The sequence below is a fragment of the Belliella pelovolcani genome (assembly GCF_900156785.1).
GTDB classification, from domain to species: domain Bacteria; phylum Bacteroidota; class Bacteroidia; order Cytophagales; family Cyclobacteriaceae; genus Belliella; species Belliella pelovolcani.
The window spans coordinates 126,400-138,998 of sequence record NZ_FTOP01000003.1; the positions used below are offsets into that span (position 1 = coordinate 126,400).

Consider the following 12,599-nt stretch of genomic DNA (forward strand, 5'->3'; position numbering starts at 1 on the left):
ACTCGCATCCAAATCATAAAGTCGAAAAACGAAGTTTACGATTTGTATAATTGGGTTTATCAGGATGGTGTAAAGAATGAAATAGAATTGTACAGACCATCGAAAAAGCTGACTCTTGGAAACATTTCTTATACCGAGCTGACTGACTTAATTGAAAACAACGACTTGAAATTAATAAATCAGAACTGACAGAAATGAATAGAAATCTAAAAATAGGACTATTGACCGTAGGGATTTTAATCTTAACTGGGTTTGGGCTAAAAGGTCGAATAACTCACGAAAAATTCACTTCTGACAGATAGAAAAATTGGGAAGAAACAGAATCTGAATGGTCATTACGTTGGGATATGATGAATAGTTTACGGAATAACTATCAATTAAACGGAATGACTAAGGACGAAATAATTGAATTACTTGGAGAACCTGAATCACAATATCAAAATGAATTTAGTTACTATCTTGGTATGGAGAAAAGGGGAATAGACATTGGAACCTTGACAATAAAATTTAATGAAGAAGGGAAAGTGACAAATTACAAGGTTAGACGAAGTTAGAAAACCTGCCCATAACATTTAGCCCACTAGAGAAAAGCCCTCGAAAAAAAGCCCTGATAGGAGAAAAAATCTATCATAGTTCCGATAGCTACCGGAATAGTAGCTGTTGACTGACATCCGTAGAGTGAAGTGTTTGCTAGGTGGAATAGTAGGATGATTGGTGGATTTTAGGAAGCGGTTGTTTTGGTTTTGGGACTAGAAATAGGCTCTTTGGTTTTTTTATCTCCAATATTATTCACCCTTGAATAAAAATACCTATAAATATAGTTGATGCTAGCATTATGACAATGAGATTTAAGCTAAATAAAGATGTAATCTAATCAAGCTCTTATCCCATTGCATCTAATCATTTAATCGTAAATTAGTGATCGCATAAATGATCAAATACTATGAAAAAATCACCGTCCATACTTTTTTTGATTACTTTACTCTGCTTCTCTTGCTCCAAAGCGCCTCAGCGGGAAAATATTGATTTTGAAGCTTGGGGTAAATATTGGTTTCAGGGAAAAGCAGAGATCAGTAGCTTCGACCTGAGTCAGTATAGGTATGGGGAAGAGCGGACAGGAGAGGCTGTGTTGATTTTTGTGACGGAGGATTTCTCTAGGAGCAAGCAGGTGAAGCTTGATGATCCCAATGCTGCGGGTAAGGATAAGGTTGCTGTATTGAAAATGAATCAAACTAGGGATTTTGTCACGGGGATCTACCCTTATCACATGATGCTGTCTGCATTCACCCCAACCAAAGAAAAAGCTCAAGGATTGAAATTCACGGCTAGTGTACAGGAATGGTGTGGGCAGACATTTACGCAATTGAATAAGTCAGGAGAGCAAAGCTATACAGGGAAGTTATTTTCCTATTTTGAAAAAGAGGGTGATGCTGCCTTAAGTGTGACAGGCTTGGCGGAAGATGATTTGTGGAATTTGATTCGGATTTCGCCTAGTGAAATCCCAATTGGGGGCGTTCAGGTTTTTCCTTCTCTTTTTTATCAGCGAACGACCCATGAACCTTTGAAGGCAGAGGAGGCATTTATCCGTGTGCATGACATCAGCAATAATCGCAAGCAACTTGAATTGACTTACGGCTCTGGACTGAGGGTGTTGAAAATAGACTTTGAAAAGGATTTTCCACATGAAATCATGGCCTGGGAAGAAATACAAACCAAGTCCAATGGACAGCAGGAAATTACCAAGGCCAAGAGAAAGGCCATCAAAGTGATCGATTATTGGAAGCAAAATAAAGTAGAAGACGAGTTTTTAAGACAGGAATTAAAATTGAACTTCTGATATCTTAATTAAGTAAATACACTTTGAAAAGTAAACCACTTTACTGGCTTTTGGCTTTGACCTATGCAGCTTGCATTTTGGTATTAGGTTATGGATTGGAGCGAGTGGAATTCTGGAAGCTATTTGGTCTTTATTCAGTTTGCTTTGGAGTTTACTTGATTTTTTGTGCAAGAGCAGCAGCATGGCAGTTTTCTTTTGGTCGTATTGTTATTGTATCCTTGGGGCTTAGAGTATTGCTATTGCTCGCCATGCCCAACTTGTCCGATGATTTTTACAGGTTTGTATTTGATGGACAGCTGGTCAGGTTTGGAATCAACCCATATTTGTATCTTCCATCGGAGAGTTTTGCCATGCTTGCGATTGAGAAGACTCCCTATTGGGAAACTTTGCTCTTGGAGATGAATTCTGAGCGCTATTATTCAATTTACCCTCCTTTGCATCAGTTGTTTTTTTGGTTGTCAGCTTTAGCAGGAGAAAGTTTGCTTGCTAATGTTATCGTGCTGAGATCATTTATACTGCTTTTTGAAGCATTCAACCTGTTCTTGATTTCGAGGATTCTAGCCCAATGGGAGCTACCACAATCAAAGCTTTGGCTGTATGCTTTGAATCCCTTGGTGATATTGGAGTTGACGGGTAATCTGCATTTTGAAGGGATGGTATTGACTGGACTGCTTGCGATGGTTTATTTCATGGGAAAGCGTAAGCCGATTACAGCCATACATTCTTGGCTTTTTGCGGTAGGCGTGAAGTTGCTTCCTTTGATTCATGCTCCATTGGTCTTGCTGTCCATTCACAAAAAGGATAGGTCGAAGGTCATTGTCATTCTCGTATTGGTGATGTTGATGCTTTTGAGTCCCCTGTTTTTTGGAGATGCATACCTGAACTTCTGGAGTAGCTTTCGACTGTACCAAAGTAGTTTTGAGTTTAACGCTTCGATTTATTATTTACTCAGATGGCTCAGTGGGTTTTGGTTGGATTATAATCCGATCCAAAAGCTTGGACCTATTTTAAATGGAATTGCCTTAATTGGTGTTCTTTGTGTCAGTATTAGAGTGAAAGTAGGAGGTATCAAAGATTTGGTCAAGAGCATAGTATGGGTTTATTTGATCTATTTGCTATTGCAGACTACCATACATCCTTGGTATCTGATTCCCGCATTTGGATTGGGTATTTTGGTCAAGGATAGGATTTTCTTGATTTGGACTTGGTTGGTCTTTTTGTCATATCATGCTTATGGGAGGGAGCAAGTTGATGAGCAGTCCATTTTCTTAGTATGCCAATATGCTTTATTGTTGATTTTGATTTTGTGGAGATTTAAGAGCAAATTTGCATTTCTTAATCACCTGCAAATGAAATCCCCTTTAAGTTTATTCTTGTTTTCTGGATTCCTCCTAATTGCTTGCAATTCATCTCCGGAGAAGCAAGCGAAAGCTATCATTGATGCTTCTGTTGATTTTCACGATCCAAAAGGGAGTTGGTCGACTGTTGATCGCGTACAAGTTGACAGAGATGTCCAACACTTTAATCAAGAGGGAGAATTGGTTGCTGTCGATAAATTCAATCTGGAATTTAGGCTGAAGCCTTTTTTTGAAGCTAAAAGCTACTGGGTAAAGGATAGCCTTGTGCACCGGGTTACTCTTGATGGCTTGAAAGTAAGCTATTGGATGGGACAGAATGAAGTGCTCAATGAAGGCTTCCTAGCCAACAAGAAGTCAGAGTTGGAGTCTTTTTATCATGATTTTACTTTTCCACTAAGCTTGAATGCAAATATAAGCTCAGCATATTATCAGAATAAAATTCAACTCTCTGATAACAGAGAAGCTGAAATTGTGCAAGCGGAACTTCGAAACGGTAATGTCCTTACACTTTTCTTTTTACCAGAAAACCATCAATTCATTGGTTACAAAAGAGCCAACAGGGGGGAACATGAAGTCGTAAATACTGTAGAAGTTCAGCAAATCAAAGGAGTGATTTTCCCTGCAAAGAAGGAGGTTTTCGCTGCAGATAGCTTAGGGAATCATCTTTTTCTCAAATCAGTTATTACCTATCAATTAACAAATTGATTGCGTAACTTTCGGGCAATCTTGATCTACCCTAAATATGAAAACTTATATACTTTACATACTTGGTGCGCTTTTGCTTTTTTCTTGTGATTCACGAACAGAGGCCGAAAAGTTGATAGACCAATCAATAATGGCTCATGGAGGAAAGAAATTTGAGTCTGCCAAGATTAGTTTTGACTTTAGAGATCGCTCTTATCAAATATTCAAATCACCTACTGGTTTTGAATACATCAGAGCATTTTCAGACAGTACAGGTCAGGTGAAAGATGTGTTGAATAATGAAGGTTTTACTCGTTTTGTCAATGGTAATGCCGTAGAATTGGATGAAAAAAGAGAGCGGGCATTTACCAACTCTGTCAATTCAGTAGCCTATTTTGCTTATTTGCCTTATGGGCTCAATGACCCAGCGGTATTTAAAACGTATATCGGTTCTACTGAAATTGATGGTAGCAAGTATGATGTAATCAAGGTGACCTTTGCCGAAGAGGGTGGTGGAGAGGATTTTGATGATGAGTTTTTGTACTGGATCAATCAAGAAAACCATTTGATCGATTATTTAGCCTATTCATACCATACCGATGGTGGAGGTGTTCGATTCAGAAAAGCCATCAACAGGCATGAAATTGGTGGCTTGATCTTACAAGATTATGAAAACTACAAACCGTCTGATAAATCCGCAAAACTAGAAGAGATGGAAGCTTTCTACAAATCAGGAAAACTTGAATTGCTTTCTGAGATTTTACTGGAAAATGTGTTAGTGGAATAGAGATGTAATTGGAAGTCAATAGATTAAAGTGGGAACTTGTTTTTCTTAGCTTAATTTTGAAATTAGACTAATTCCAGGTGTACCCAATAACTAATTAACTCAATAACTATCTAAAGCTCCTCAAATGCCGGTTTCATATTGGCCCAAAAAGCATCTAAGGCGATGATTCTGGGCTTGAGGAAAGAGATGATTTTTGGCCAATCATTTTGATTCATCACATTGACATTGGGTAGTGTTTTTTGCGTGCGGGAAATTATACTCCCAAACTCGTCTACATGATGCAGCTCCCAGTCCCATGCTTCTCCAACTTCTGAGTGTAGGATGTTTTTAAATTCCTCCAATTGCTCGAAAAACAGCTGTTGAAGTTCTATATCCGAATGTGTAAATTCTATACCAATAGAAGCGAAGCCCTGTTCAGCTTTCATCTTAAAAAATAGATGCTTGACTCCTGTTTTATAGTTTGGCCAATTGACCTTAGTGCCTTCAGCAGAAGGAACAGGCTTCATATATTGACCAAAGGCTGTCCAAAAATCCTTTCTAATTTTGGATTTTTCCGCTTTACTGTACATGTATTAGTAACTTTTCGGACTATCGGAAGGCAACACAAAGATAAAATCAGCAATCCCTATTGAAGCGTCTTCCAAGTTGCTAATATCATTTTGCTCAACTGTCGCTATGGTTAATATTTTTGCTTCAGGATACATCTGTTTGATATACCATACTATTCCTTCGTAATTATTGGAGTGATAGCTTCCATTGATATGATAGATTTGTTGCTTCTTTTCAACCGCATCATAAAGTGAGTATGCCATTGTAGCGTCTTTGATAGCTTGAGCTTCTACCATGTAGTCTACATTCATGCCTGATCCATGCATCATATTCTTCATACCTACATAGCCAGGAAGATCTTTGTCAATCACAATAGGCAATGGAGCTATGAAAGCTTTTGCTTCTTGGGATAATTCTTCCAGAGCAGTCAGTCCATCTCTGCTCACTAAAGAAGCGTATTTTCTTGGTATATTGGAGGCTATAAATGGAATATTATTTTGCTTAGCATAAAGCATCAAAGGCTTATAATCTGTGCTATAATTGTTCCAGAGTTTGGCCTCTGCTTCAAAATTTTTGTCAGTGATTTTTCCTGAAAACCATTCGTTGATATTCAGTTGATCATCTCTTTCAAAAAACTCTCCAGCTAAAACCAAATCAGCCCTAGACTGATGCAAAGATTTCAAAAGTTGCAGTTGCAGCCAGTGTGCAATGGAGTTGTTGTGTAGCTCCCCAAAGAATATGAGTTCAGACGAAGAGGAGGCCTCCAAGATTTGTTCAATTGTAGCAGTCTTGCCTTCTTTGTCAAATACCTGATGCGTTGATATTTGTGCATTGAGGAAATTAGTCGCGAATATAAAAAAAGTAAGTAAGCTTAATATTCTAGTCATAGTCTTCGGGGTAGTTTACGGTGATGACGGAGTAATTGACCACGCCTCCGATGGAAGGGTTATGTTTTTTGATGGTGATAGCTACTTGTTTGGAGTCAGGATAGGTCTTCAGAATATCTTTGATCATCAGATGTGCAAGATGCTCTAGAAGTTTGACTGGCTCAAGCATATGAGACTTTGCGATCTGGTAGATTTTAGCATAGTCGACAGTGTCCTTTAGCGTATCATGAAGCATAGCTTGTCTAAAATCCGTCTCCACATGGATATCTACTGTAAACCTATTCCCTAGCTTATTCTCTTCTGAGAATACGCCATGATAAGCGTGAAATTCTATTCCTTCTAATGATACTTTTCCCATTAACCTACTTCGTCAAAAAATGAAGTTCCTTTATTTCCTTTATTTTTTTCTTCTTCTGGCTCTTCTTGTATTGAATCCTCTTGGGGCACGTCAATTTCTTGCGATAATTCTGAATCTATCTCTTGTGCCTTAGATTTTACATCTTCAATATTACTTTCTTCTTCTGTTTCGACTTGATTTTCGCTATGAATATCTGGAATCTCTGAAACGTCAACTTCCTCGTTTTCTATTGTAAACTCCTCTTTCGTTTCTAGTGTCATTTCACTATGCTCAATGCTGTCTACATTAGCTATCGTAAAAGCCTCAGTTTTTGTCAATATTTCGACCATTTCTAAGTGTGCATGCAAATTGATTTTCTCAAGGTTACCATTGGAAACACTGATGTTGTCTTGGATGTCATCGGATAGACTTTTAAGATTTTTTAGGATCAATTCACGCTGCTGAACCAGTGTTTCATATCCTCGTATCAATGAGCTGACATCATTTTTGAGCTCTTCCATGATTTGCTTGGCCTTTGATTCAGCTGTTTCGATCAGGTTTTGAGATTTGGTTTTTGCATCATTGAGCATGGCGTCAGCATTTTGATGTGCCTCTCTGACGATATACTCAGCTGCTTCATTAGCCTCTTCGATGATACTAGCTCCAGTGTCTTCAGCTGTCTTTAAGGTCCTGAAAAGAGAAGCTTCTACTTCTTTCATTTTATTAGCTTCCTTGATGCTGTCGTCTAGCTTTTTCTGAAGTTCCTCTGTCGCATTGTTTACCTTTTCCCACTCTTCTGAAAGCTCTTTTAAGAAAGCATCAACTTCTTCTTTATCATAACCTCTGAAGTTTTTCTCAAAGGATTTTTTACGGATTTCTAAGGCTGTTATCTTCATATGGTTAAAATTCTACTTTCCAAATTGAAATACTTCTATCATCACTGACTGAGATGATAGATTGGTCATAACTGCTCCACAATACCTTATTGATAGAGGTACCATGTCCAGCGTGCCGGGCTTTGTCTATTACTTTCAAGAGTTTATGACTCTCTGCATCCCATACTTTTAAGGACTTATCCATGCTACAAGTCACAAAATACTTACCATCTTCTCTGAAGGATAGGTAATTGATGGCAAACATGTGCGCAACTACCTGATCTGAAAGGTTATAAGATTTAGTGTTCCAGATTTTTAAGTGAGCATCTCTACCCCCAGAGATCAATTTCTCCTCTATCGGGGAATAAGCCAAAGCAAATACAGAATTGCTATGGGACTCTAGATTGTGAAGTGCTTTGTAATCTTTAGTACTAATGATTTTAATGGTATGATCACTAAAACCCACAGCTAGAGATTTTCTATCATTGTCAAATGCCATGACCCGAGCACTTTTTGAGCTTAATTTCAAATGCTTTTTGACTGCTTTTTGATCTACATCGACCACGATAACTACTCCATCTGCAGCTCCAACGTAAATTTCCGTCCCCAATGATTTGATATCAAATATGGATTGATCAGTGAGCTTGAGAGACCATATCTCCTTATTTTCATTCAAATCAATCACATGAATTCCTTCAAAATTGTGACCAATGATCAAGAGGTTTCGCTCTCGATCTACTTCTAAAGCATAGACAGAATGTGGAAGCTTGGCGATAAGTTTGCCATCCTTTGGATTATCCAAGTCCCACTCGACAACCATTCCATCACCAGACCCTGTATAGAAATACCTCGGGTTAGCTCCCTCTGCAAGAGCATAGATACAATCATTGTGTCCTGTTAGTGTATGAAGTTTATTAACTTGGATTTTTGACATATATTGCGTTTTATGCAAAACAAAACCCATAGTGGGCTATGCAAACAAAAATAGAAAAAATAAGTACTTTATCGGCCTTGGCTGTAAATAATATTCAGGAAGTCTGTAATCAAGAGGTTGATTTTTTGAGTTTTCGCGAGAAGCTATCACTGGCAAATATTTCCAAAATCGAAAAAAGAAATGAATGGAAAGCTGCAAGATTGGCTATCAAAGCAGCCTTAGACTGTATTTCTTTGCCTTATCCTGGATTTTATAAAGATGAACATGGAAAATCTCATGCTATGGATGGTTATGGACATGTTTCGCTTACTCATACCAAGGGTATAGCTGCAGCTATTTTTCATAAGGATATGCCAGTAGGTATAGATTTGGACTACGTAAGAGAAAAAGTAGTAAGACTTGGCCAAAAGTTTCTCGATCATTCAGAAATTGAATTTCTGAAGAGTGATCCATTGCTTTATACAATGGCTTGGTCTGCCAAGGAATCAATTTATAAATGTCAAGGTCGAAAAGGGATCAGTTTAAAGGAAAATATACTTCTAAAACCCTTTGGGGTAGAAGATCAAGTGATCCAAGGTAAAGTGTATGATTCGGAATTTTCAGATCATTTCTACTCAGTAAAAGTTGAAGTGTCAGGTGAAATGGTGCTGACTTATACAATTTGGTAGAAAGTTTGTTTATATATTTATGTATTGTAAAACAGTTAGATCACCCCAGCTATGAAAAGGTTTTATGTATTCATTTTAATTGCATTGTTATCTTCATCATTTGTTCACGGACAGCGCGTAGATAATTTTATGCTAGAAGATGTTTTGACGGGTCAGAACTTTGAGTTGGATAAACATGAAGATGCTAAAGCAGTGGTGTTGATTTTCAATACATTATCTTGCCCATTTTCAAAGCTTTATGAAAATAGAATCATTGATCTCTATGAAAATTTTAAAGCTGATGGCTTTGTTTTTGCCATTGTAAACCCACACTTTGGAAATGATCCCGATGAAAATAAACAGGCGGTGGAAGAAAGATTTAAAGGGAGAGTACAAGGCCTGTCCATCTTAAATGATGGAAACCAGAATGTGACTAAACAGCTACAAGCTACCAAATTACCTGAGGTGGTAGTGATTACGCCGAGTCCAACTGGATTCGCCATTGCTTATAGAGGTGCTATAGATAATAATCCGCAAGTGCCAGAAAGTGCAAACATGCGTTACCTCGTCTCAGCCATCCAAAGCATACAAAATAAAAGAAATCCAAGCCCAAGTTCAAGTAGGCCGGTGGGTTGTAATATTAGGATGAAATAAAAAAAGGGCCTCAGCCCTTTTTTTATTCTAGTATCTGCAATAGTGCTTTTACTTCTTCGACTTTTCCTGTTTCTCCAAGTTTTTCAAAAGAAACAATCAGATTGCGAATCATCCTGGTGACGATATCCTTATTGCTACATGGTTCAAAGAAAACATCTCTTGGAGCGATTTTCAAATGTTCTAGGTAGTTATGAATGTCCTGCTTATTGAATACAAGCCCTTTGTTGAACGCATTGATATAGAAATTGACATCTGAAGATTTGTAAGTCAATACAAAAAGATTGGGCAGGTTTACGCCATATATCGGCAAACCGAGCTTCTGTGACACAAGTAGGTAAATGGCGCAAAGACTAATTGGATTGCCTTTTCTAGTCTCTAGCACATTGCTCAACATGCTATTACCTGGAGAATGGAAATTTTTGGTATTTGCAGAAAACCTCAAGTTACTAAAAAGCACGTGGTTGATGGCTTTGATTTGTTCGTGAGGAAGTAGGTCATTTTTGAATCCTGTCCAAACTTCAAAATAAATTTGATGCATATCAGCATTGATTTTATCAAACTCTAAATCTGGATATTGGTAGGTGTTGATGATCCAAAGCCCAGTGAGTAAATCTTGATCTGGAGAGTTTACCCAGTCTTTTAGTCTTTCTTTGAGCTGTGAGAATTGTAATTGATGCACGAGGTCTTCAATTTCCTTTTGTACCTCGGGATTAAAACTATCCTCCCATTTTTTTTCCAAAAAAGGAATAATTCCATGCCCCAAAGAGATGATTTTGTCCTGTACATGTGACTTGATCTCTTGATCTTGATCATCAAGCAAAGAAACTAAAGCATGTAATTCCTTGTCTGTCAATTCTTCCATGAAGTTTTCTCAATGTGCCATTACTAAATTACGGGATTTTAATTTTTTTAGCTTAAAATATCTCAAGAAGTTTTCTAAAAGCAAATAGCGCACAAGGGGTCTTATTTCTTGTGCGCTATCCGTAAATGCCATGATCAATGTCAAATCAATCTACAAGCCATAAGTAATCTGCATATCCTTCGGCTTCCATGTCATTTTTAGAAATAAATCGCATTGCTGCCGAATTCATACAATATCTCAGTTGAGTTGGTCTTGGACCATCGAAAAAGACGTGACCCAAATGGGAGTCTCCCAACTTGCTCCTGACTTCAACCCTGACCATACCATATTCATAATCCAAAGGCTTATCGATGAGTCTTGCATCTATGGGTTTTGTGAAGCTTGGCCAGCCAGAATAGGATTCATATTTGTCCTTTGAACTAAACAACGGAGCACCAGAAACAATACACACATAAATGCCATCCTCTTTGTTTTCGTTATATTTATTATTGAAGGCCATTTCAGTTTCATTATTGATCGCTACTTCATATTGCAATGGTTCCAATATCTTTTTTAATTCTTCTCTGGAAGGACTTTTATATTTATTTTCCAAATTAGTTGGCCAATACTTAGCGATGAAAGCATCCCTACCAGACCCTCTTCTATAAGCATGGTATTCTTCAGGATTCTTTTTGTAATAGTCTTGATGATAGGCTTCTGCTTCGTAGAAGTTGCTGAATTTGATTATCGGTGTGACTATCGGTTTGTCAAACTTTCCTGATTTGCCTAATCTTTTTTTAGATTCTTCTGCTACTTGTTTTTGAATGCTGCTATGATAGAAAATAGCGGACTCGTATTGTGTGCCTCGATCATAAAAAGAGCCACCTGCATCTGTTGGGTCAAATTGCTGCCAGAAGATATCCAGTAACTCTGAATAACTGATGACTTCTGGGTTGTAGGTGATTTGGACAGCTTCTTTGTGACTGGTTTTGCCAGCACTCACGTCGGCATAACTTGGGTTCTTTTCTTTTCCGCCAGCGTAACCAGATACGACCGAAACCACACCTTGAATTCCTTCAAAAGGGGCTTCGATGCACCAAAAGCATCCTCCAGCAAAAGTTGCTAGCTCTGTTGGACCGTCATAATTTATTTCTTCGGTTGAGGTTTCAATTGCTTCTTCCTTATTATTGGCTTGGGAGCATGCGATCATTCCGAAACTAAAAACCTGAATTAATACCAGCGAAAGTGTGAATTTTAAATTTTTCATAATGCTTTTTACCAGTTGTTGTGTTTTGGTGATTTAAAGGGCACGATTTTAGAATATGCGTGATTCATAATTTGTCAATGGTTAAAACAACACAGGGCTGAGATTGTTCTCTGAGACGTTTTGACCTTATCAAACCCAAATACGATTTAAAACCAAATTCAGATTGGATTTGCAAGATCAAGAAATTCTGACTTTATTGGTAGGATTTTGATCTATCAAAATTCTGATAAACAAGAGCTTTAACCTAATCACCCCATGAAAAAGCTAATTCAGATTACTTTAGTGCTTTTAGGTGTACTATGCTTCAGCACAGAAATCAATGCCCAGTCTAAGACAGGTTGGGGTATAAAAGGAGGACTTAATTACAATTCCAATGGTAAATATTTCAGAGATGCGGAACTTGTATTGAGTGACCCTTTGAATAATTGGGGATACAATGTAGGCCTTTTTGGAAAAATCGAAGTAGGTCCTCTATTCGTTAGACCTGAACTAGCATACACACAGTTAAACTCGGAAATCAACTCGACCCAGCTGAGAACAGAACGACTGGATATGCCACTATTGGTTGGGCTTAATGTGCTGGGTCCAGTTGTTTCTTTCTTTGGAGGCCCAGCCCTTCACTACACCATCCAAGATGATCTCAAGTCTCTTGAATATGACAAATACAATATGGGGTATCAGTTTGGTATAGGGTTGAATTTCAATAATCTTGGGCTAGATATCCGATATGAAAGGGAGCTCAATGACCAAAAAATTAATATTGATAATGTGTTCACAGGTCAAGGAGATTTCAAATACCAGCAGATCACTTTGAACATGAGTATCAAATTTTAAAGCTTTTTGAAGAAAAGCAGAAGTTTTGACTTTGGTCAATATTTCTGCTTTTAAATTCATTTTTTGGCAAATTTTTCCACTTTTTCCCTAAAAAATAACGATATTTAG

Annotated in this window: 14 protein-coding genes; 7 read left to right on the top strand and 7 right to left on the bottom strand. The window is 37.8% G+C overall.

Annotated features, from left to right (window positions below; translation table 11 throughout):
- The first annotated feature begins 386 nt into the window (after window positions 1-386).
- The 4 genes from BW935_RS18540 to BW935_RS04635 all read left to right on the top strand — a co-directional run bounded on the left by BW935_RS18540 (window position 387) and on the right by BW935_RS04635 (window position 4,666).
- The gene (locus BW935_RS18540; protein ID WP_217695343.1) at window positions 387-554 is read left to right on the top strand and encodes a hypothetical protein; all 168 of its coding nucleotides are present in this window, start codon (window positions 387-389) and stop codon (window positions 552-554) included.
- 389 nt (window positions 555-943) lie between these two features.
- Entirely contained in the window at window positions 944-1,837 is an 894-nt protein-coding gene (locus BW935_RS04625) for a hypothetical protein (protein ID WP_076499000.1), read from the top strand.
- A gap of 23 nt (window positions 1,838-1,860) precedes the next feature.
- Complete coding sequence (locus BW935_RS18310) at window positions 1,861-3,900, top strand: MptA/MptB family glycosyltransferase (RefSeq protein ID WP_076499002.1); 2,040 nt, start codon at window positions 1,861-1,863, stop codon at window positions 3,898-3,900.
- Window positions 3,901-3,937: 37 nt separating this feature from the next.
- Entirely contained in the window at window positions 3,938-4,666 is a 729-nt protein-coding gene (locus BW935_RS04635) for a DUF6503 family protein (RefSeq protein ID WP_076499004.1), read from the top strand.
- Window positions 4,667-4,776: 110 nt separating this feature from the next.
- Here BW935_RS04635 and BW935_RS04640 read toward each other — a convergent pair whose 3' ends face one another.
- The 5 genes from BW935_RS04640 to BW935_RS04660 are packed head-to-tail and all read right to left on the bottom strand — an operon-like array spanning window position 4,777 to window position 8,248.
- Window positions 4,777-5,235, bottom strand: a complete 459-nt coding sequence (locus tag BW935_RS04640; protein WP_076499005.1) for a DUF4268 domain-containing protein — start codon at window positions 5,233-5,235, stop codon at window positions 4,777-4,779.
- A 3-nt stretch (window positions 5,236-5,238) separates the two neighbouring features.
- Window positions 5,239-6,102, bottom strand: coding sequence for a ChaN family lipoprotein (locus BW935_RS04645; RefSeq protein ID WP_076499007.1), 864 nt, complete (start codon window positions 6,100-6,102; stop codon window positions 5,239-5,241).
- Window positions 6,095-6,460: a dihydroneopterin aldolase gene (gene folB / locus BW935_RS04650; protein ID WP_076499009.1), complete on the bottom strand. Its 366-nt coding sequence runs from the start codon at window positions 6,458-6,460 to the stop codon at window positions 6,095-6,097. Before folB ends, BW935_RS04645 begins: the two co-directional genes overlap by 8 nt.
- A complete protein-coding gene (locus BW935_RS04655) occupies window positions 6,460-7,335 on the bottom strand; it encodes a DivIVA domain-containing protein (RefSeq protein WP_076499010.1) in 876 nt (291 codons plus the stop codon). The genes folB and BW935_RS04655 overlap by 1 nt, the downstream gene beginning before the upstream one ends.
- A 4-nt stretch (window positions 7,336-7,339) precedes the next feature.
- Window positions 7,340-8,248 (bottom strand): WD40 repeat domain-containing protein, encoded by a 909-nt coding sequence (locus tag BW935_RS04660; protein ID WP_076499447.1) that lies wholly within the window; start codon window positions 8,246-8,248, stop codon window positions 7,340-7,342.
- A 38-nt stretch (window positions 8,249-8,286) separates the two neighbouring features.
- On the opposite strand from BW935_RS04660, the gene BW935_RS04665 reads away from it, so the two are divergent.
- Window positions 8,287-8,916 (top strand): 4'-phosphopantetheinyl transferase family protein, encoded by a 630-nt coding sequence (locus BW935_RS04665; protein WP_076499012.1) that lies wholly within the window; start codon window positions 8,287-8,289, stop codon window positions 8,914-8,916.
- A gap of 51 nt (window positions 8,917-8,967) precedes the next feature.
- On the top strand, window positions 8,968-9,549 hold the full coding sequence (locus BW935_RS04670) for a redoxin domain-containing protein (protein WP_076499013.1): 582 nt from the start codon (window positions 8,968-8,970) through the stop codon (window positions 9,547-9,549).
- Window positions 9,550-9,571: 22 nt separating this feature from the next.
- Here BW935_RS04670 and BW935_RS04675 read toward each other — a convergent pair whose 3' ends face one another.
- The gene (locus BW935_RS04675; protein WP_076499015.1) at window positions 9,572-10,411 is read right to left on the bottom strand and encodes a transglutaminase-like domain-containing protein; all 840 of its coding nucleotides are present in this window, start codon (window positions 10,409-10,411) and stop codon (window positions 9,572-9,574) included.
- Between the two features lie 145 nt (window positions 10,412-10,556).
- Window positions 10,557-11,657, bottom strand: a complete 1,101-nt coding sequence (gene msrA / locus BW935_RS04680; RefSeq protein ID WP_076499016.1) for a peptide-methionine (S)-S-oxide reductase MsrA — start codon at window positions 11,655-11,657, stop codon at window positions 10,557-10,559.
- Window positions 11,658-11,912: 255 nt separating this feature from the next.
- On the opposite strand from msrA, the gene BW935_RS04685 reads away from it, so the two are divergent.
- On the top strand, window positions 11,913-12,491 hold the full coding sequence (locus BW935_RS04685; RefSeq protein WP_076499018.1) for an outer membrane beta-barrel protein: 579 nt from the start codon (window positions 11,913-11,915) through the stop codon (window positions 12,489-12,491).
- Window positions 12,492-12,599 lie beyond the last annotated feature (108 nt).